This window comes from Epilithonimonas sp. KH_059, from assembly GCF_057838485.1.
The window spans coordinates 1,643,493-1,662,771 of sequence record NZ_CM174468.1 but is presented as its reverse complement, the minus strand read 5'-3'; the positions used below and the strand labels follow the sequence as shown (position 1 = coordinate 1,662,771).

Genomic DNA, 19,279 nt, shown 5'->3' with positions numbered 1-19,279 from the left:
CTTTTTCTTATGCGTTAGGTTCTACAGATACGAAAGATCTGTTGTTTGCTTTCTTTCTGAAAACTACTTTACCGTCAATAAGTGCAAATAAAGTATGGTCTTTTCCGATACCTACGTTATCACCTGGGTGATGTTGAGTACCTCTCTGTCTTACGATGATGTTCCCTGCGATTGCTTCTTGTCCACCGAAAATCTTCACTCCTAATCTCTTGGAATGAGATTCTCTACCGTTTTTGGAACTACCAACTCCTTTTTTGTGTGCCATTTTATTCTAGGTTTTAAAGGGTTTGTTATTTTTTTACTTCTTTGAATTGTGCAATATTCTTCTCAATTAAAGCATCTACTTCTTCGTGAGTAAGAATTTTTTTACCTAATTCGTCCTTAAGCTCTTTCCCAAGATTGATAAGAGTTTCTCTGTTGTCTTTAGATTGAGAAAGTTCGTTTTTCTTTAAGTGATAGTTTAGTTCATGATCTTCACTAAAGTTAACGGTTGCTCTATCTGCATTGGACGTAGTTGTGGTCGCTTCTTTTGCGTCTACTTTAGATTCTGCTTTCACAGCTTTTGGTTCTGACTTAGCGCTTTCTTTCTTTGCAGATTTCTTAGCCCCTTCAAATCCAGTGATTCCTGTAATTTGAATTTGAGTCAATTGTTGTCTGTGACCGTTCTTTTTAGCGTAACCTTTTCTTCTTTTCTTTTTGAAAATGATCACCTTGTCCGCTTGAACGTGGTCTAAAATTTCAGCATCTACTGTGATACCGTCTACAGCCGGGGCGCCAACTGTTGTTGCTCCGTTTACAGTTAGAAGAACTTTGTCGAAAGAAACTTTCGCACCTTTATCTCCTTTTAAACGGTTTACAAACAACTTCTGGTCTTGCTCAACTTTGTACTGAAGCCCTGCTATCTCTACAATTGCAAACATTGTCTATAATTTTAATTTGTTAATAATCTTCTTTTGAGTCTGCAAAATTAAGAAATTTTTCTGAACCACAAAGAGTTACTCTCAAAATTTAGCGACAAAATAGGGAATTTAAATCACAAAACAATCTCAACAACGCTATCATTGCAATAATTCGAAGTGTATCGTGCTCGAATTTTTCTAGTTCTAACCGGTTGCACTCTGTTATAGTAAACTCTAAAGTCAAAAAAGACCTATTGAAATAGCAAGAAGAATTGTATATTTGATTAAACATTTTCCATCAATGAAGCGAGATTTGTACATCGATTTTGCAAAAGGGTTTGCAACGCTTTCTGTAATCTTTATTCATACGGTTTTCTGGTCTGGACAATATTACGTCCCGACTGAAGTTCGCATTCTGTCACTCTTAATTGACGTTCCCTTATTTTATGCACTGAGCGGGCTCACTTCAAGTGGAAAGGTTGAAAAAACCCTATTCCGACTCCTAAAGCTACAGATCACGTACATGATTTTTGTAACCTTACTGTTTTTCCTCGACTATCTTTTTAAAGTAGTGGGGCTTTGGGCCGTAGGGTTCGAAGGACTTCAGAGTTTCTATTCCACCTTTGGTTCCAAGTATACACCAGGAAGCATCTCGACGTACCCTCAATGGCAAAATCTAGGAAATTGGTATCTCCATCGCTATACTAATGCAGATACCTTCCCCGTCGTTATGGGTAGCTTTTGGTATCTGAAAGTCTATTTTATCCTAACGGTTCTAGGGGTCTTAGTTTTGCGTTATCTACCAAAACATATCAATTGGATTATTGGTCTTTGCCTTGGACTAACACTTCTATTCTATCTATATCCTCACTATTATCCAAAAGGACAAGTAGGATACGTCACCATTTATTTGGCAATGTTCCTCTGTGCACATCAAATTAGAGGCAAAAAGCTTTCTAAATCCACAGTTATTCTATTGTACGCCGGAGTAGGTGCGACACTTATTTGGCTGTTTCAATCTTATGGTACGGAATTTTTCTACAGAATCAATAAAGAGAAATTCCCGCCTAAGCTTCCATATATTATATGGACCTTATTTTCAATTGTCACCTTGTTTGTCCTTTACAATCGATTAAAAATTAACAAAAAGAATCTCGTCACCTTTATTGGTGAAAACGCAATCTTCTTCTATTTTGCCCAGGGGATCAGTTCCTCGCTAATCTATTTTGTCGTGGTTCCGTTTCAAAATCAGTTCCCTTGGGGTGTATTTTTGATTCTGATCTTCCTTCTTAATGCAACGCTTGCATTTGGCCTGGCCGTAGTGCTGAAAAAAGTGGACGATCTAGGCTGGGACGCCTTGCGATTCTTAAAAGAAAAAACCACCCCTAAAACTAAGGATGGTCTGTAAGGATTGAGAAAAAATAGTTTAATCTCTATTATTTCCTCGTACTATAACTGCAATTAGGATGATAAGGACTAAACCTCCAATCACCCAATAAAGTGGATTGCTCATCCATTCTGTGGTTGTAGTGGTCGTTTTGGTGCTTGTCGTGACATCCACATCAAGTGGTTCGGTGGTTTCTTGTGCAAAAGCAAAAATGCTTGCAAAGAACATGACAGCTAAAAGACTCAGCTTTTCATACTTACGTTTAATAAAGGTTGTTGAAGTTTTCATAATTTATGTTTATTGATTCATTAGCTGCAGTTCAATTGAAGTGCCAACTAAGGCCAAACCTTTTCAAAACAAAGGAATTTTATAAATTTGTATCATTATTATGAAAAGAGTCCTATATTTGAGTGACTCGCCAGGAACAAATGAAAAGAGTATGTTTAAACTAAAATTGCCAACCGATCCAAGGTGGGCGAACCTTGCCAAAGAAAACATTGAAGAGATTCTTACAGATCATGCGTGGTGTGAACAAAAAGCGGCTTCTAATGCCATTACACTGATCACGATGCTTCCAGAACATACCGCAATCGTAACTGAACTTTTGGGCATTGCGCAGGAGGAACTCGAGCACTTAAGACTTGTTCATGAAATTATTAAGAAGAGAGGCTATGTCCTTGGCAGAGCCAGAAAGGACGACTACGTAAACGATTTGGCAAAATTCATGATTCAAGGGAGTCGCCAAGATTTAATTATTGACCGAATGCTGTTTGCCGCTATTATTGAGGCCCGAAGCTGTGAGCGTTTCAAAGTACTTACGCAAACCCTACAACACGATCCGCAACTTCAAGAATTTTACCACCAACTTATGATCTCCGAAGCAGGACATTATGCTACCTTTATTGCGTTTGCAAGGGAACTGGGCGATCCAGACAAAGTCAATAAGCGATGGGAACAGTGGCTGGAGCATGAGGCCAAGGTCATTCAAAGCTATGGGAAAAGTCAAACCATACACGGGTAAAACTTAAAACATACCTTTCGATGCAAAACCAAAAACGAAAAGAGCTCCTTAGCCAACTGATCAAGAATTTCTTTCAGGGGTTAATGATTATAGGTCCTTTCGGACTTACCGTATTTGTGTTTTGGTACATCATTTCCTCCATCGAAGAGAGCGTACCGTACCTTTCTAATAAACTCTACCCGGGGATTACCTTTCTTCTGGTTCTCATTGCCATCGTACTGATCGGATACCTTGGGAATAAATTCGTTTTTGGCCGACTCGTACTAGGCCGTATGGACACGGTGCTTGAGCGAATGCCAGGATTTAAGCACATATACTCCCCGACCAAAGATCTAATGTCCTCCTTTGTGGGCGACAAGAAAAAATTCACACAGCCTGTTTGGGTTCGCGTGAATAGCGAACCAGAAATTTGGCGAATTGGTTTTTTAACCCAAAAAGATCTGCAAGCTGTGGGCATGAATGGGAAAGTGGCTGTCTACCTCCCCCATTCCTACGCAATTTCAGGGTGGGTGATCATAACCGAGCAGCAGAACGTAAAACCGGTGGAAGGCATGAGTGCTGCGACAGCGATGAAATTTGCCGTGAGCGGCGGTGTAGCAGGTTTTCATTCGAACGATGCTGTTTTTAAATCTCCTGAGTGATCTTTCTTTTCACTCTCAAATTTTAAACTACATTTATTACTCTAACTATACTCCTATGAAATTACCCTACGCGGAACCCTATAAAATGAAAATGGTTGAACCCATCACCCAGTCCACCGAGGCTCAACGAGAAGAGTGGATTGCCAAAGCGGAATTCAATTTATTTAACCTAGAAAGCCACAAAGTTTTTGTGGATTTGTTAACCGACAGTGGCACAGGTGCCATGAGCGATCGGCAATGGGCTGCCTTAATGAGCGCGGATGAAAGTTACGCAGGTTCACGTTCCTTCCATGATCTGAAAGACTCGGTCACTACGATTACCGGATACCCCTATCTCTTGCCAACCCATCAAGGTCGAGCGGCAGAAAATGTGCTTTTTTCGGCATTGGTAAAAAAAAATGACGTCGTACCGGGAAACTCTCACTTTGACACAACCAAAGGGCATATTGAATTTCGAAAAGCAAACGCAATAGATTGCACGATTGCAGAGGCTTTTGTCACAGAGCTAGAACATCCCTTCAAAGGAAACATCGATCTCGAGAAACTAGAGGAGGTGTACAAATCCTATCCGAAGTCTCAGATTCCGTTCTGCTTAATTACCGTCACTTGCAATACATCGGGAGGCCAGCCCGTTTCCCTTGAAAATATAAAAGCGGTTTGTAAACTATCCAAACAATACGAAATCCCTGTGTTTTTCGACGGAGCACGCTTTGCGGAAAATGCCTATTTCATTAAAGAAAGAGAGCCCGGAGAAAAGAATAAAACAATCAAAGAAATTTGTCTTGAAATGTTTTCTTTTGGAGACGGTATGACCATGAGCTCCAAAAAGGACGGGCTTGTGAACATTGGCGGTTTTGTTGCACTCAGAAGTGAGGAGCTTTTCAAAAAAGCCTCTACATTCACCATTATTTACGAAGGCTTTATTACTTACGGAGGAATGAGCGGAAGGGACATGGCTGCTCTTGCCGTAGGCTTAAACGAAGCCACCGAGTTTGAATACCTCGAAAGTAGAATCGCTCAAGTACGCTATTTAGGTGATCGGCTCATTGAAATGGGAATCCCAGTGCAAAAACCAATTGGCGGGCATGCCGTTTTTGTGGATGCCTTAAAATTTCTACCCAATGTCCCTAGAGAAGAATTTCCAGCACAAACCTTAGGTGTCGAACTTTATAAGGAAGCAGGAATACGCGGAGTGGAAATTGGTGCAATTTTAGCCGATCGTGACCCTCAAACCAGAGAAAACCGGTATCCAAAAACCGAGTTCCTTCGCCTTGCCATTCCTCGTCGTACTTATACAGACAACCATATGGAATACATTGCGATCGCTTTGAAAAATGTTTTTGAACGCAGAGATACGATCACCAAAGGATATCAAATCACACAAGAAGCGCCTATTATGCGCCACTTTACGGTTCAACTTCGACCGGCATAGTGAAAAAATTAGAATTTAGGACTCAGCCCCTGCGATACCAATTCTTGGTATACGCGGTGGGTGGGCAGTCCCATAATGGTGTAGAAGCTTCCTGTCAAGTTTTTGATTTTGGCCATTCCGATCCATTCTTGTATCCCATAACTTCCAGCCTTGTCAAAAGGCTTGAAATTTGCGATGTAAAAATCAATCTCGGAAGTAGTTAAGGCTTCAAATTCCACTTGCGCACTTTGCGTAAAATTAACCGTTTCTTCAAGCGTTCGTAAGCAAACCCCCGTATACACCGTGTGCGTCTTATTGGAGAGTTCTAAAAGCATTTCCATAGCCTGAGCGGCATCCTTCGGTTTTCCTAAAACCTTCTGTCCTAGAGCCACAATGGTATCACAAGTAAGCAGTAGCTGCGAGGACTCCAATTCTGAAAAATGTTTGCTTTTCTCAATCGCGAGGTACTCCGCAATTGTTGAAACCTCCAAGTTTTGAGGATACGTTTCATCGCATTCAATGCGAACCGTTTGGAATTCAAAACCCAAAGCGGCAAGAAGCTCACTTCGTCTTGGCGATTGGGAGCCTAATAATAAGTTTCTCATATGTTAGCGCGATTGCGTGTCGTCCTCAATCCATTGAGAATTCGATTTAAGGACTTGTTCGATCACATCTCTGACCGCTCCTTTGCCTCCTTGGATAGGGGATATATACTGGCAAATAGCCTTCACTTCGGGAACTGCATTGATAGGACAGGTGGCAAGTGCCACTTTTCGAAGAATCGAGAGATCGGGAATGTCATCGCCCATCATTAAGAGCTGACTATCCTCTAAATCATACCTGCTTTTAAAGACCTCTAAATCGTTTAGTTTGTCCGAAGATTTGGGAAAATAATCGGTAATACCCAAATAATTCAGACGGTGCCTTACCATCGGATCGTCCCCTCCCGTAATGACCCCTATTTTATACCCTAATTTCAAGGCCCTAATCACTGCATACCCGTCTAAAACATTCATGACTCGGGATTGATGCCCGCCAGGCATCAGAAAAACGCTTCCATCGGTAAAAACCCCGTCCACGTCGAACACAAAAGCTTTTATTTGTTTTAATTGGTATTTGTAGGACATTTACTATGATTAACTAAATAGGATACAAAAATAATTATTATTAAATACTTTGTCTGTACAACTATGGAATTAACTCAATAGGATTGTTATTGGCTTTCATTTTATCCCTTGCATCTTTCTCCATGCTTCGCAATATTTCACTAGGATTGCTAGTGGCGGACCCGTTGAAACTTACGGAAACCGTCGTATTGGGACGACTAAGCATTTCACGCATCCCTTTTACAGGATCCTTTTGATAGGCTTGAAGCTGTTTTATGTACTGCGTGCGAGTAATGTCAAGTTTCTTTTTTGAGATAAAAGGAATTGTTCTTCCGTTAGGTAGCTCCATATCTCCTAGCGCAGAATCCGCATTTTGCTTTTGAAATGCTTTTAATTCTATTAAATGAGATCCACTTAAATCCTCTACTTTTACAATAAGCCCAGGCAGTCCATGGAACTTATAGGGTCCGTCTTGAATCGGAACTTCCATGGTGAACCACGCGGTCCAATCTCTTCCTGCAAAATGAGTGGTCGCTTTTTGGGCTAGAAACTCTCCAATTTGCATTTTCTCTGGAAGAATCTCCCATTTCATCTCACGGTCTTCAGGTACACGATAATGATCGCTCCCAATGGCAGTGTTCAGAAAAACTTGGTAATCCGGATAGGTCTTTTCTACTTCGTAAGAAACTTTACCTGGATTTTTCTTTTCAATGTTAATGCTTTTCGAACCCGATTCGATTTGCTTTTTTAAAGAAGCATAGGAAATAGAATCGCTTTCAAAAGTTTGCTTACTGAAGTATTTAGATCCATTTTTGTTTATGTCCAAATACATCCATTCTGACTGAATACTATCTTGTTTCGTCGAATCACTTACAAATTTATATTCATACAAAGCTCGTGACTGCGCCCCTAGTACTAGGGAAAATAAAACAATGACCAGAGAAAATAATTTCATACTAATGTTATTTAAAATTAAATTTTACAGTGAAAAGAAATTGACTCGGTCTAATTTCCATCGCACTTCGGGTTGTAGACATTAAGCTTGGGTTGTAAGAAATTGTTTCGTATACCTTTTTGTCTGCGATGTTTAACCACTTGAGTTCAAAGTCAATTTTTTTCTTAGCCCAAGTGTATTGGTAACTCACATCATAAAACGAATTTCGGAAACTCTCATCCATTTGCGCGGTGGTTAGATCATCCCAATAGAATCCAATGGTATGGTTCTCTAGTGGGTAGAAGTAGGCCGCAAGGTTATGATTCCATCCTGAAGTTTTCGTCTCTGAGTCGTAAAATACGTTTTTATTTTTATTCCAATTCATGGAAATCGTATAATCTACACTCATCCATGAAAACATGGCATTGTTTAATTTCAGTCCCGCCGCTTGACGATTCACTTTGGTTTCAATCATATCGGTATTCCCCGTCTGATTGTTCACAAGCATACTGTAATTGTTTGAATCACGATTGGATGCATTCAAAGACAAATTGGTTTTTATGCCAGGGAAATATTTTCCAATCTCTGCACTTTCTGTTTGCGAGGATGTTGTATTATCGAAATAAGCAAGTTCACTAATGTTTGCTCCGGATGAGAAAATGGTGGTTTTTGCAATCAGGTTGCTCTCATTCTCGTTGTAGCTATAGCGAATATTGAAAAACAAATTGTTTAGCGGATTACGGTATTCAAGTCTTGGTGAAAAATTAATACTACGATTCTCTGGCAAAAGATTGTCATTGTTTCCGATGTTACGTGGAGAGGTCAAAATATTCCCTGTGTACAAGGAACCAAAATTACCATAGTTGTAGTTGACATTTGCAAAGGCCCAAATTTTCCAGAACGAAGCAAAGTCATAACTTCCCCAAAAGCTAGGTTCAAAAACGGTTTTGCTGATTTCTCTACTTTCTCCCGTACGGTTGTCTTTATAATCCATACCGTAGAAGTTAAGCGGTAGAGTTAAACTTAAATTCAGTCCTCCTTTTTTATAGTTTAAGCCCACTTGAGTGTAAGGATTAATCTCATTCCACTTCATGTCATTCTGATAATCGGTATCAAGCATACTGCCTTCTCCAAACAATTGAGACTCCATGGTATTAAACGATAGATTAAGACCTGCTTCTGGAGTAATCGTTAAATTCTTAATGGTAAATCCGACCGATGCGGAATGATTTGCGTTGAGCGTACTTAGGTCTATGTTTTGATCTAGTCTCGCATAATTACGACCAAAGAAATCATCAAAATCGTGGAAGTTATCATACACCGTAGAAAGTTTTTGATTGTCCTTTTGATAACTGATATAACTCTGAAGGTTAATCATTTTTTCTTTGAAAGGAATGATGGTGCTGAGTGAGTTTTGAATCATTCCACTTGGGGAGTTCATGGATTCATCCATTCCGATCGTTCCTGTTCTGGAATCTACGATTCGAGAACTGCCCTTATCGTCGTTCCAGAAGCCATTCCAAGTCGTTGTATTCTTGAAAAAGCCTTTTTTGGCGTTCTTAGTAATAATCACTTCCCCTTTGGCCTCATTGCTGTAGAAATTGTTGGCTAGGTTCGTACTCGATTTTGCGCCTTCAGGGAAAAATTCAGAAGGTTCGTAGACCGTTTCCACACTGGAGGCTCTTTCAATCGAATTGTTTGCATAATTAGCATTCACCTTTAGTTCCCAATCTTTGTTCTTAAAAGGACTAGTGAGTAAGTTGGCAGAAAAATAATGAACATTATTTAAAAGGTATCGTTTTTCCGGTACATTGGGTACGGAGGCTCTATCGACACTTATCCAATTCCTTTGAGAGGCTTGGTTTCGTCTTCCTTCCCATCGGCTTCCAAATGCGAGAATATTTCGTTCATTTTCCACAGACTCTCCCGTGTTGTTCGTTTTGTAGTTGACAACCCACTGGTTTTTCTGTCCGAAAAACATTGGAGTCAGCTTTACATTCCACAGAAAAGGCGAAAGACCCACACCGACTTCTCCACGACCCGTCATGGTCACTTTGTTTTTCAGCTTAATATTGATAGCAGCACTTTCGCTTGGCACTTTATCTTGCAAGATTTTTACGGGCTGGTGATTCTCAAGAACTTCCATCTTCTGCACCGCATCTTTTGGGAGAGCATTGACGACAGAGCCGTATCCACCTTCCATCAAATCTTTCCCATTGACATAGAATTTATTAATGGCTTCTCCTTGGTATAAAATTGCACCGCTTGAATTCACTTCAATTCCAGGAATCTTCTTAAGTACATCCGCTAAGGTACGGTCGGCTTGGCTATCGAAATTTTTCAAATCATAAGAAATCGTATCGCCTCGCTTGGTAATCAATCTCGTTTTTAACTTTACTTCTTTAATCTCCGTCGCTTCACTTTGAAGACTGATGTTTAAAGTTTGAGATTCATTTTTTACCAAACGCGAAAATGCCTTTTGGTTAAACGCTTTTACTTTCACATTCACTTGTGAGGTACTTGAGGTGAAATTCACTTTGTACTCTCCTTTCGAATTTGAAATCGCGTACGCAATAATAGCGTCTTTACCAGGCTCTTCGACGGTTACAGAAGCACTAGGCACTGCCCCTCCATCCTCATCGGTCACTTTCCCTGTAAGGGTGTTTTGTGCCATTCCGAGAATCGAAAATCCAAAAACAAAAACAAAGGCGAAAACTGTCTTCATAATGATAAATATATTTAAATACATTAGTCCACACTAGTTCTCAAATGTTACAGTATTACAGGCCTATATTGATAATAAATAGCAATTATGATCTAAATTCGACTTTCCTATTTTCATTTTTAATAATTTTGTTCTCTAAATTATCAAGATGGGTCTTATATTAAAACCAATAGACGTGGTGGAGGATATTTCAAAAGAAGATTTCTACACCCAATATTTAAAGCCTAAAAAGCCAGTTATTCTAAAAAATCTGGCTCACAAATGGCCGGCCTTCCAGAAATGGAATTTGGAATACATGAAAGAAATGGTAGGAGATGTCGAAGTTCCACTTTACGATTCTGCAAAAGCAGATCCGAGTGCTCCTATTAATGCTTCTGCAGCAAACATGAAATTTTCAGACTATATTGATTTAATCAAAAAGGAACCCACAGACCTTCGACTTTTCCTTTTTGACCCAATCAAACATGCTCCCAAGATTTTAGAAGACTACCGCGCTCCAAAAGAATTAATGGGAGGATTTTTAGATAGCTACCCTAATATGTTCTTTGGGGGCAAAGGATCCGAGACCTTTTTGCATTACGACATTGACATGGCCCACATCTTTCATACGCATTTTGGAGGCAGAAAGCATGTGCTTCTTTTTGACTACAAATGGAAAAAAAGACTCTACTCCCTTCCTATGGCAACTTATGCCCTCGAAGATTACAAAATTGAAAAACCAGACTTTGAGAAATTCCCAGCACTTGACGGAGTGGAAGGAGTGGAATGTTTCTTAGAGCACGGTGACACCTTATTCATGCCGACGGGATACTGGCACTGGATGAAATACCTCGACGGTAGTTTTTCTATTTCCCTTCGTGCATGGGACAAATCATGGGCGATTAAAGCTCACTCACTTTGGAACTTAACGGTGCAGAGAACGATTGACAATTACCTAAAAAAAAGGTACAAAAATCGCTACATGGACTGGAAAGAAAAAAAGGCGGTGTCCAATGCGAACCGCGCCCTTCGAAAAGGAGTTCCTCACTAAAAAAAATCAAGCTGCCTAAATTAGACAGCTTGATTTTTTTATATTGCTTGAGCTCTAATCATTCAATTTGAGCACGGCCATAAACGCAGATTGAGGAACCTCTACACGTCCGATTTGTTTCATCTTTTTCTTTCCCTCTTTTTGCTTTTCTAGTAGTTTTCTTTTTCTAGATATATCCCCTCCGTAACATTTTGCAGTTACGTCTTTTCTAAGGGCTTTAATCGTTTCTCTTGCGATCACTTTGGTTCCAAGCGCGGCTTGAACAGCAATATCAAATTGCTGTCTTGGAATTAACTCACGAAGCTTCTCACACATCTTCTTACCAATGTAATAAGCATTGCTTTCGTGAATTAGTGACGATAGTGCGTCTACCATATCCCCGTTGATTAAAATATCCATCTTCACAAGCTTGGAGGCTCTAAATCCTATCGGGTGGTAATCAAAAGAGGCATATCCCTTCGATACCGATTTCAAACGGTCATAAAAATCAAAAACGACTTCTGACAACGGCATATTAAACACCAGTTCCACTCGGTCTGCTGTAAGATAACTTTGATTTACGATTTCTCCTCTTTTTTCAATACACAGGGTCATGACAGCCCCCACATAATCTGATTTGGTAATGATCGAAGCTTTGATGTACGGCTCTTCGACTCGATCGAATAAATTAGGATCGACCATTTCCGAAGGGTTGTTTATTAAAATAGCAACTTCAGGATCTTTCTTTGAATACCCATGGTAAGATACGTTGGGAACGGTTGTGATCACATTCATGTCAAATTCCCGATCCAGTCGTTCTTGTACAATCTCCATGTGGAGCATTCCTAGGAATCCACATCGGAATCCAAAACCTAATGCCGCGGAACTTTCTGCTTCAAAAACTAAAGAGGCATCGTTTAGGCGAAGTTTTTCAAGAGAGCTACGAAGCTCTTCAAAGTCCTCCGATTCAATCGGATAGATTCCAGCAAATACCATAGGTTTTACCTCCTCAAATCCTTCGATTGAATTAGCTGCGGGTTTGTCTGCAGAGGTTACCGTATCTCCTACTTTAACTTCTCTTGCATCTTTAATTCCGGAAATTAAATACCCTACGTCTCCTGTTTTTATTTCGGTTTTGGCCGCCTGCTTAAGTTTTAGTGTCCCCACCTCATCGGCATCATAGGTTTTCCCAGTAGCCATGAATTTTACTTTTTGGCCTTTCTTAATCGATCCGTTTACCACTTTGAAATAAGCTTCAATACCACGGAAAGGATTATAGACAGAGTCAAAAATCAGCGCCTGCAATGGGGCCTCTGGATCTCCTTTTGGTGGAGAAATTCTCTTGACAATTTGCTCTAATAGTTCGCGAACCCCTTCTCCCGTTTTCCCTGAAACCCGTAAAACATCGCTCGGTTCACAACCGAGAAGGGTTACAATTTCGTCGGTTACTTCCTCTGGGTTGGCAGAAGGCAAATCAATTTTGTTTAGTATAGGAATGATTTCCAAATCATTTTCTAAAGCAAGATAGAGATTAGAAATTGTTTGCGCTTGAATACTTTGCGCCGCATCTACAATAAGAAGTGCTCCTTCACAAGCAGCAATGGACCGTGAAACTTCGTACGAAAAATCAACGTGTCCGGGTGTATCAATTAAATTTAAAATATAGTGCTCACCGCCAAACTCGTAATCCATCTGGATTGCATGTGACTTAATGGTGATTCCACGCTCTCTTTCTAAATCCATATCATCCAAAGTCTGGGTCTGCAACTCTCTTTGGGTCACGGTCCCGGTGTATTCTAACAGCCGGTCTGCAAGAGTCGATTTTCCATGGTCAATATGGGCGATAATACAAAAGTTTCTAATGTTCTTCATTTAATTCATTCAGTAGTGTGCAAATTTAAGATTTTTAATTGATTACCTTTCAGTTTTTCTTCTTTGGCGCGAAACTTTCCAAGGGGAAAAATCGAAGTCAAGAAACGACCCCTACACTTTGTGCAGGGGTCGAATATAGTAAAAACACGAAGGGAACTCTTATTTACCGACCGTTAGAGAGACTTCTCGATTGAGCTTCTCCACGAAGAGAGGGACTTTCACTTCGAAAGTTCGCTGAATTCGAATTCCCTGAACGATTTGAACTCGCGTTCTCCTTCATCTCCATTCGACGATTCAGCATACGGTCTCTCATCTGTCCTTCAACGCGAAACATCTTGATAACCTGTTGAGGTCGTATTACACGTTGCATTTTATTTGAATACTCACGACGGTTTTCAATAAGCTTTTGACCGTAGTCAAAACTTTCTTCCAGTTTTATTTTTGCCTCAGAATCAGACAAAGCATCCGGATTGTACCCATTGTCAAAACGGTCTTTAATTCTTCGTTGTGATTCTTGGTATTCAGAATAAACCCGTTTAAATTCAGCCTGTTTTTCCTTTTGCACTTTTAACTCTTCAATGAGTACATCCTCACGAAAACTACGATAAAGCTCACGTCGCTTCTCAGGAGAGAGTTTGCGAATCATATCTTTTCTTTCTTGGGCACTTTTACTCGTGAAATCTTGCGTCAATTTTTCTTGAGCACTTACCAAAGCTATCGAAAAGACTGCTAGTAGGGAAGTTATAATTATTTTTTTCATAGGGTCATTTGTTAATATAGGTCAAGATAAACATCCATTTCTGCATCTCTTGAAAGCTCTGCTAAATCCGCGCTTGAAAGCGAGGTGATGATCTGCTCCATGGCCACTTGATCAATCGCAGCAGAGCGAACTGTTTTGGAAACTACGCTCGGTCTAGCAGAGGATCTTTGCGGAACCGCAGTCCTTAGCTCTGCCTCTCTACTTACCTCAGTAGATTGGCTTCCTAGAGGAGACTTTTCTACCTGTGCAATGGATTGGGTTTCGGTTTCCGACGTTAAACTAGAGGGATCTTTTACATCAGTGGAGCTTACCTCGGACGCACTGTTTGTAGTGACAAGGGTTTGTAATGGCTCCTCCTGTGGGTTTAAATTCAATTTTAGAATGACGCCAAGGCCAAGCAAAACCACTAGGGCCGCTGCCGCATAACTCCAATTGAATGAAAGTGGGATGACTTTCCCTTTTGTGGGAAGGGACTTCTTATTAGACTCTTCTAACTCGATTGTATTTTGCAGCACTTTGTCTTGAACTTCCTTAAAGAAGGAATCTGAAACCTGGTAGATTTCTTTGCGCTCCAATTCTTCTAAATTAAAATTGTTCATGTTCTTTGTTTCGATATAGGAGTAAGGTTGGCCTAATCGGCCTTCACTTCTTACTCTTTGTGATTTTCTTTGATATACTCTTCAATTTTCTGTTTTGCATAGTGGTAGTTCGTCTTTAAAGTGCCTACCGACATATCCAAAATCCTGCTCATTTCTTCGTAAGGTAGTTCTTCATAATACCTTAACGTAAAGACCAACTTCTGCTTCTCTGGCAACGTCTGGATTGCTTGTTGAAGCATAATTTGTATTTCTTCTGCATCGGGTCCCGCATTCTGCGCTACCAAATTTTGAAGATGATACTCCGCATCGTGATCCGATTTTTGCATGCGCTTCATTTTGTTAAGCTCCTGCAAGGCCTGGTTGGTCGCAATTCTATAAAGCCAAGTATAAAGTTGACTTTCTTGTTTAAACTGATGAAAATTCTCATAGACCTTTATAAAAGTGTCTTGTAGAACATCTTGCGCCAAATCATGGTCGACCACAAGCCTCCTTATGTGCCAGTACAATCGACTCTGATAATTGTCCATCAATGCCCGAAGTCCTTTTTCTTGACCTTTTGGGCTGGTCATTAACGCAATAATTTCCTGATCCTGTAGCTTCATCAGTTCCGTTCGTGGGTTGGATTATAAATTGGGTCTAAAGTTAAAAATAATCTTCAAGTAATCCGACTTGTCGGCGGAATTCCCCAAAAAAACTCACTTTCTAGAGTGAAATATTAACTAACTTTGGATCATGGATATAGTAATTATAGGCTCTGGAAACGTCGCCCATCATTTAGCACATGCGCTTTCAAAACAAAACAAACCCGCAATTCAAATTTTCGCTCGCAACCAAAAGGAACTTGAGGCCATTGGAGAAAGTGCAAAAACTCCTTACTCCACAACTGAACTTGCCCCCGCGGATCTGTATCTAATATGTGTAAGTGACCGAGCAATTGAAGAAGTTTCAAAATGGATTACGAACCCCGATGCACTTGTAGCGCACACATCAGGCTCTATGCCTATGGATCGACTACTTGGTCCCTATAGAAAGGCCTGTTTTTACCCGCTACAAACCTTTTCGAAAACCAAGGAACTCTCTTTCGAAACGGTGCCTATTTTTATTGAAACAGAAAATGAACACGATTTCGAGATCCTTGAAGACCTTGCAAAGTCCTTGTCTCAATTTGTCGAAAAAGCGGATTACGAGAAACGCAAGTACATTCATTTAACGGCAGTATTCGCTTGTAACTTCGTAAACCATCTTTATGCTCGCGCAAAAGAAATTTCTGATTCTCAATCCCTTCCCTTTGAATACTTCGTTCCTTTGATGCAAGAAACCCTTGAGAAAATCAACCATTTGGACCCTAAATACGCCCAAACAGGCCCAGCGGTTCGCAACGACACTCGGGTTCTTAAAATGCACGAAGCCTTGCTGCAAACCCCACAGCAGCGTAAACTTTACCAAGTGCTAAACGAGTCTATTCAAGAAATGTATTGGCTAGAACCTTAGTATCTACTAGTTAACTCTTACCATAAGAAGTAGCAATGAGATTACTTTCATAATGTAACAAATTATGAAAAGCGAATACTTATTATAAAAATTCAACAATGAAAAAAATAGTCTTCGTTTTTTTATTCCTTTTTACCCTTTCACTGAGTGCGCAGACCAGTGCAAATCGTTTCTTTTACGAATTGACCTATAAACCAAGTGTGGAATCTGACTCCTTAATAAAGGAAATGACCATTTTAGACATCACGACAGAAAAATCTTTGTACCGCGATTATTTAATGGTTTCCCAAGATTCAATTCTAAAGATTGAAGTGGAACAGATGCAGAAATCAGGCACCTTTAAAGATCTTTCCAAAACGATTAAGCAACCTAAATTCAGTTATAAGGTTACAAAAACATATCCAGACATGGGTCTCAAGTATACCGATCAAATCCTTCAAGACAAAGTGTCTTACGAAGAAACGCTAAAATTTGATTGGAAGATTCAGGACGAAAAGAAAACGATTGGTGAATACCAAACGCAAAAAGCAACCACCACCTTTGGAGGAAGAAACTGGACCGCATGGTTCTCTACGGACATTCCTTTTCAAGATGGACCTTATAAATTTTATGGCCTACCTGGTTTAATTGTACAGTTAAGCGATGAAAACAACAACTACTCTTGGGAGCTTAAAGGAAACAAAAATGTAGCCGATTTCCAGGAAAAATCCTATTCTGAAACCCTTACAGAAAGCATGGGAGGAAGAGGAAACGATTTAGTCGTAAGTCGTAGTAAGTTCGATCAGCTGTATGAGGCTTACAAAAAAGATCCGTTCGGAAGCATCCGTTCCCACCTGTCTCAAATCCCTGCAGACGCAAAAATGCCAGACGGCACTTCCATTGCGAAAATGATGAGAGACCAAGAAGAAATGCTTAAAAAGCATTTGAATGAGAATAACAACGAGATTGAAATTTCTGCAAAAAAAGCAGGCAAATAGATTCATATCCTTCAATTAAATAGTGATTCGGAACTAATACAACTCGTATTAGTTCCGATTTCGTTTTAATCCCTATTTCCCTAATCCTTATTTAGATTAAATGTAAATAACGTATATTTGCATCTGTTTAAAACCCTATTCCATTGAAAAGAGACGACTCCAATAAGCTATGTTGTTTTCCCCAAAGCAAACTGGGAATCATAGTAGATTACGACAACGCCACCTTGAAAATGCCAACCAAAATAATTGAGATGGGACTACTGCCCAGCACCCAATTCAAAATACTGTATCAAGCACCGTTTAGCGGTCCCCTATACATTGAATTTGGAGAAGAAAAAAGTAGAATTGCCCTTCGTCAAGAAGAAGCAAGATATATCATTGTTGACACCGTATCGTAATGCAAGCTAAAAAACCTATTAAACAAATACTACTAGTCGGTAACCCCAATGTGGGAAAGTCTACTGTATTTAATACACTTTGCAATAAAAAACAAAAGACAGGTAATTATGCAGGGGTTACCGTAGCGAGTCACTCGGGGCGTTACTCCTACAAGGGAGAAGAAGTTGAAATCATAGATTTACCAGGCGCCTACAGTATCTATCCCGAGGCGGAGGACGAAGCAATTTTCTCAAAATACTTAATTGAAGAACAGCATCAGTATTCGGGCATCGTGTACATGATGGATGCGATGAACCTGAAAAGAGGTCTTCTTTTGTTTCAACAAATTCAGGATCTTGGAATGCCTGTGCTTCTTGTCGTGAACCAATTGGACGAAGCTCGTCGACGTGGAATCCGCATCGACTTTGACAAACTAGCAGAAATCACTCAGGTCAAGGTATTACAAACCAATGCAAAAGAAAAGATTGGACTTGAGGAAATAAAAGAAAGCATCTATAACAACGAGTTTACAAGCTCGAATTCCATTCAGTTCAACATTCCCATTGAACAAAAAGCAATCGTTCATAAAATTGCTTCTCAGACGGAAGAGAAGAACCCGTACAAAGTATGGACTCTCTTGTCTTCGGATACTTACCTTGGAAAACTAGATTCGGTCCATGAAAAACTAAATGAGACCGAAGCAAAATGCATCGTCCCCAAAAGACTGCAAACCCAAGAGACAATTCGTCGTTACCAGACCATTGATGGCATTATGAAAGAAGTGGTTACGAAAAAACCACAGTTTAAAGAACTTCTAACGGAAAAACTTGATAAAATTCTAGTTCATAAGTTCTGGGGATACGTGCTCTTTATTGCCATCCTACTTTTCCTCTTTCAAATGGTGTTCTATATGGCAGAATATCCAATGAACTGGATAGACAGCCTTTTTGTTCTTTTTTCAGAATGGACCTCGTCTGTCTTGCCAGAAGGGCCACTAAACAGTTTGCTCAGTAACGGGATTTTACCAGGGATTGGAGGGATTATCATCTTTGCACCTCAAATTGGAATCCTACTGTACTTCTTATATTTGCTAGAAGATTCCGGGTATATGGCCCGAGTCGTCTTTTTGATGGACCGTTTTTTACGTCCCTTTGGGCTCAATGGAAAAAGTATTGTTCCTCTTGTTTCAGGGATTGCCTGCGCCATACCTGCGATTAAATCCACACGTAACATCGAGAACGTCAAAGAGAGGTTGATTACCATTCTTGTCACGCCTTTTATGACCTGCGCAGCTCGTCTCCCCGTCTACAGTATCATTATTGCGATTGTGATTCCAGAAGGAAACGCACTCGGATTCAGTAACCGAGCCATCGCCCTTCTTGCGATGTACCTTTTAGGTTTTGTGGCTGCCCTAGTGTCGGCCTTTGTACTAAAGAAAATCATCAGACAGAACGTGAAGAGTTATTTGATAATGGATCTTCCTCCCTACAAAATGCCTCAATTCAAATACGACTTGAAACTAACCGGTGTTAAAGTCTGGGAGTTTATAAACGGAGCGGGGAAGGTGATTTTTGCTGTAAGTATCATTCTTTGGGCGCTAAGTTATATGGGACCCAGTCAAACGGAAGGAAAATTCGTCGAAACGGACGTTCATTTGGATCATTCTTATCTGGCCAAAATGGGTAAGGTCATTGAACCAGTCGTAGAACCTTTAGGCTATGATTGGAAAATGGGTGTGTCCATTATCTCCAGTTTTGCTGCTCGCGAAGTATTTGTGGGAACAATGGCTACCCTTTATAGTCTCGATGACGACGTGGCGGACGAACGAATTATAGACAAAATGCGAAATGATGTAAAAGCAAATGGCGAAAAAGTATTTACCTTAGCCTCAGGAATTTCGGTTCTCATCTATTATGCTTTTGCTATGCAGTGTGTTTCCACCATTGCAGTAGTGTATCAAGAAACAAAAAGTTGGAAATGGACCTTGCTCCAGGTGATTGCCATGACAGGGCTAGCCTATATTGCTGCAATGGCCGCGTACCAGTTTTTAAGTTAACCCGATAAAAAAA

At 40.2% G+C, this 19,279-nt stretch carries 20 protein-coding genes; 9 read left to right on the top strand and 11 right to left on the bottom strand.

What is annotated here, in order from left to right; all coding sequences use genetic code 11:
• Positions 1–7: 7 nt before the first annotated feature.
• Both rpmA and rplU read right to left on the bottom strand, forming a co-directional pair.
• Positions 8–265 carry a 50S ribosomal protein L27 gene (gene rpmA / locus AC3IRX_RS07830; protein ID WP_115929863.1) on the bottom strand — a complete coding sequence of 86 codons (258 nt, stop codon included), beginning with the start codon at positions 263–265 and terminating at the stop codon, positions 8–10.
• A 25-nt stretch (positions 266–290) separates the two neighbouring features.
• Entirely contained in the window at positions 291–920 is a 630-nt protein-coding gene (rplU, locus tag AC3IRX_RS07825; protein WP_489209486.1) for a 50S ribosomal protein L21, read from the bottom strand.
• 280 nt (positions 921–1,200) lie between these two features.
• On the opposite strand from rplU, the gene AC3IRX_RS07820 reads away from it, so the two are divergent.
• Entirely contained in the window at positions 1,201–2,307 is a 1,107-nt protein-coding gene (locus tag AC3IRX_RS07820; protein WP_489209484.1) for an acyltransferase family protein, read from the top strand.
• 18 nt (positions 2,308–2,325) lie between these two features.
• Here the strand turns inward: AC3IRX_RS07820 and AC3IRX_RS07815 are convergent, their stop codons facing one another.
• The gene (locus tag AC3IRX_RS07815; RefSeq protein ID WP_489209482.1) at positions 2,326–2,574 is read right to left on the bottom strand and encodes a hypothetical protein; all 249 of its coding nucleotides are present in this window, start codon (positions 2,572–2,574) and stop codon (positions 2,326–2,328) included.
• Between the two features lie 151 nt (positions 2,575–2,725).
• On the opposite strand from AC3IRX_RS07815, the gene AC3IRX_RS07810 reads away from it, so the two are divergent.
• Genes AC3IRX_RS07810 through tnaA form a run of 3 tightly spaced genes read left to right on the top strand, consistent with a single transcriptional unit; the run spans position 2,726 to position 5,380 of the window.
• Complete coding sequence (locus AC3IRX_RS07810) at positions 2,726–3,307, top strand: MiaE family protein (RefSeq protein WP_489209480.1); 582 nt, start codon at positions 2,726–2,728, stop codon at positions 3,305–3,307.
• A 20-nt stretch (positions 3,308–3,327) separates the two neighbouring features.
• Complete coding sequence (locus AC3IRX_RS07805; RefSeq protein ID WP_489209478.1) at positions 3,328–3,948, top strand: DUF502 domain-containing protein; 621 nt, start codon at positions 3,328–3,330, stop codon at positions 3,946–3,948.
• Between the two features lie 55 nt (positions 3,949–4,003).
• Positions 4,004–5,380 (top strand): tryptophanase TnaA, encoded by a 1,377-nt coding sequence (gene tnaA / locus AC3IRX_RS07800; RefSeq protein WP_489209477.1) that lies wholly within the window; start codon positions 4,004–4,006, stop codon positions 5,378–5,380.
• 8 nt (positions 5,381–5,388) lie between these two features.
• Here tnaA and AC3IRX_RS07795 read toward each other — a convergent pair whose 3' ends face one another.
• From AC3IRX_RS07795 to AC3IRX_RS07780, 4 genes are all read right to left on the bottom strand, one after another.
• Positions 5,389–5,964, bottom strand: coding sequence for a Maf family protein (locus AC3IRX_RS07795; RefSeq protein WP_489209475.1), 576 nt, complete (start codon positions 5,962–5,964; stop codon positions 5,389–5,391).
• A 3-nt stretch (positions 5,965–5,967) separates the two neighbouring features.
• Complete coding sequence (locus AC3IRX_RS07790; protein WP_489209474.1) at positions 5,968–6,486, bottom strand: KdsC family phosphatase; 519 nt, start codon at positions 6,484–6,486, stop codon at positions 5,968–5,970.
• A gap of 61 nt (positions 6,487–6,547) precedes the next feature.
• Positions 6,548–7,420: a GLPGLI family protein gene (locus AC3IRX_RS07785; protein WP_489209472.1), complete on the bottom strand. Its 873-nt coding sequence runs from the start codon at positions 7,418–7,420 to the stop codon at positions 6,548–6,550.
• A 7-nt stretch (positions 7,421–7,427) separates the two neighbouring features.
• Positions 7,428–10,124, bottom strand: a complete 2,697-nt coding sequence (locus AC3IRX_RS07780; RefSeq protein WP_489209470.1) for a TonB-dependent receptor — start codon at positions 10,122–10,124, stop codon at positions 7,428–7,430.
• Between the two features lie 148 nt (positions 10,125–10,272).
• On the opposite strand from AC3IRX_RS07780, the gene AC3IRX_RS07775 reads away from it, so the two are divergent.
• A complete protein-coding gene (locus AC3IRX_RS07775) occupies positions 10,273–11,154 on the top strand; it encodes a cupin-like domain-containing protein (RefSeq protein WP_489209468.1) in 882 nt (293 codons plus the stop codon).
• 54 nt (positions 11,155–11,208) lie between these two features.
• Here the strand turns inward: AC3IRX_RS07775 and lepA are convergent, their stop codons facing one another.
• The 4 genes from lepA to AC3IRX_RS07755 all read right to left on the bottom strand — a co-directional run bounded on the left by lepA (position 11,209) and on the right by AC3IRX_RS07755 (position 14,966).
• Positions 11,209–13,005, bottom strand: a complete 1,797-nt coding sequence (gene lepA / locus AC3IRX_RS07770; RefSeq protein WP_489209467.1) for a translation elongation factor 4 — start codon at positions 13,003–13,005, stop codon at positions 11,209–11,211.
• 163 nt (positions 13,006–13,168) lie between these two features.
• Entirely contained in the window at positions 13,169–13,765 is a 597-nt protein-coding gene (locus AC3IRX_RS07765; protein ID WP_489209466.1) for a hypothetical protein, read from the bottom strand.
• Between the two features lie 11 nt (positions 13,766–13,776).
• Positions 13,777–14,364, bottom strand: coding sequence for a hypothetical protein (locus tag AC3IRX_RS07760; protein WP_489209464.1), 588 nt, complete (start codon positions 14,362–14,364; stop codon positions 13,777–13,779).
• 50 nt (positions 14,365–14,414) lie between these two features.
• Positions 14,415–14,966 (bottom strand): RNA polymerase sigma factor, encoded by a 552-nt coding sequence (locus AC3IRX_RS07755; RefSeq protein ID WP_489209462.1) that lies wholly within the window; start codon positions 14,964–14,966, stop codon positions 14,415–14,417.
• Positions 14,967–15,096: 130 nt separating this feature from the next.
• Here AC3IRX_RS07755 and AC3IRX_RS07750 point away from each other — a divergent pair, with 130 nt between their 5' ends.
• From AC3IRX_RS07750 to feoB, 4 genes are all read left to right on the top strand, one after another.
• On the top strand, positions 15,097–15,855 hold the full coding sequence (locus AC3IRX_RS07750) for a Rossmann-like and DUF2520 domain-containing protein (RefSeq protein ID WP_489209460.1): 759 nt from the start codon (positions 15,097–15,099) through the stop codon (positions 15,853–15,855).
• 98 nt (positions 15,856–15,953) lie between these two features.
• Positions 15,954–16,832, top strand: a complete 879-nt coding sequence (locus tag AC3IRX_RS07745; protein ID WP_489209458.1) for a GLPGLI family protein — start codon at positions 15,954–15,956, stop codon at positions 16,830–16,832.
• A gap of 143 nt (positions 16,833–16,975) precedes the next feature.
• Positions 16,976–17,230 (top strand): FeoA family protein, encoded by a 255-nt coding sequence (locus tag AC3IRX_RS07740; RefSeq protein WP_489209456.1) that lies wholly within the window; start codon positions 16,976–16,978, stop codon positions 17,228–17,230.
• Positions 17,230–19,266, top strand: a complete 2,037-nt coding sequence (gene feoB, locus AC3IRX_RS07735) for a ferrous iron transport protein B (protein WP_489209454.1) — start codon at positions 17,230–17,232, stop codon at positions 19,264–19,266. Before AC3IRX_RS07740 ends, feoB begins: the two co-directional genes overlap by 1 nt.
• Positions 19,267–19,279: the final 13 nt, after the last annotated feature.

Bases quoted from the DNA above. Each gene is read 5' to 3' on its own strand.
- rpmA (WP_115929863.1), bottom strand. From the start codon at position 265: ATGGCACACAAAAAAGGAGTTGGTAGTTCCAAAAACGGTAGAGAATCT.
- rplU (WP_489209486.1), bottom strand. From the start codon at position 920: ATGTTTGCAATTGTAGAGATAGCAGGGCTTCAGTACAAAGTTGAGCAA.
- AC3IRX_RS07820 (WP_489209484.1), top strand. From the start codon at position 1,201: ATGAAGCGAGATTTGTACATCGATTTTGCAAAAGGGTTTGCAACGCTT.
- AC3IRX_RS07815 (WP_489209482.1), bottom strand. From the start codon at position 2,574: ATGAAAACTTCAACAACCTTTATTAAACGTAAGTATGAAAAGCTGAGT.
- AC3IRX_RS07810 (WP_489209480.1), top strand. From the start codon at position 2,726: ATGTTTAAACTAAAATTGCCAACCGATCCAAGGTGGGCGAACCTTGCC.
- AC3IRX_RS07805 (WP_489209478.1), top strand. From the start codon at position 3,328: ATGCAAAACCAAAAACGAAAAGAGCTCCTTAGCCAACTGATCAAGAAT.
- tnaA (WP_489209477.1), top strand. From the start codon at position 4,004: ATGAAATTACCCTACGCGGAACCCTATAAAATGAAAATGGTTGAACCC.
- AC3IRX_RS07795 (WP_489209475.1), bottom strand. From the start codon at position 5,964: ATGAGAAACTTATTATTAGGCTCCCAATCGCCAAGACGAAGTGAGCTT.
- AC3IRX_RS07790 (WP_489209474.1), bottom strand. From the start codon at position 6,486: ATGTCCTACAAATACCAATTAAAACAAATAAAAGCTTTTGTGTTCGAC.
- AC3IRX_RS07785 (WP_489209472.1), bottom strand. From the start codon at position 7,420: ATGAAATTATTTTCTCTGGTCATTGTTTTATTTTCCCTAGTACTAGGG.
- AC3IRX_RS07780 (WP_489209470.1), bottom strand. From the start codon at position 10,124: ATGAAGACAGTTTTCGCCTTTGTTTTTGTTTTTGGATTTTCGATTCTC.
- AC3IRX_RS07775 (WP_489209468.1), top strand. From the start codon at position 10,273: ATGGGTCTTATATTAAAACCAATAGACGTGGTGGAGGATATTTCAAAA.
- lepA (WP_489209467.1), bottom strand. From the start codon at position 13,005: ATGAAGAACATTAGAAACTTTTGTATTATCGCCCATATTGACCATGGA.
- AC3IRX_RS07765 (WP_489209466.1), bottom strand. From the start codon at position 13,765: ATGAAAAAAATAATTATAACTTCCCTACTAGCAGTCTTTTCGATAGCT.
- AC3IRX_RS07760 (WP_489209464.1), bottom strand. From the start codon at position 14,364: ATGAACAATTTTAATTTAGAAGAATTGGAGCGCAAAGAAATCTACCAG.
- AC3IRX_RS07755 (WP_489209462.1), bottom strand. From the start codon at position 14,966: ATGAAGCTACAGGATCAGGAAATTATTGCGTTAATGACCAGCCCAAAA.
- AC3IRX_RS07750 (WP_489209460.1), top strand. From the start codon at position 15,097: ATGGATATAGTAATTATAGGCTCTGGAAACGTCGCCCATCATTTAGCA.
- AC3IRX_RS07745 (WP_489209458.1), top strand. From the start codon at position 15,954: ATGAAAAAAATAGTCTTCGTTTTTTTATTCCTTTTTACCCTTTCACTG.
- feoB (WP_489209454.1), top strand. From the start codon at position 17,230: ATGCAAGCTAAAAAACCTATTAAACAAATACTACTAGTCGGTAACCCC.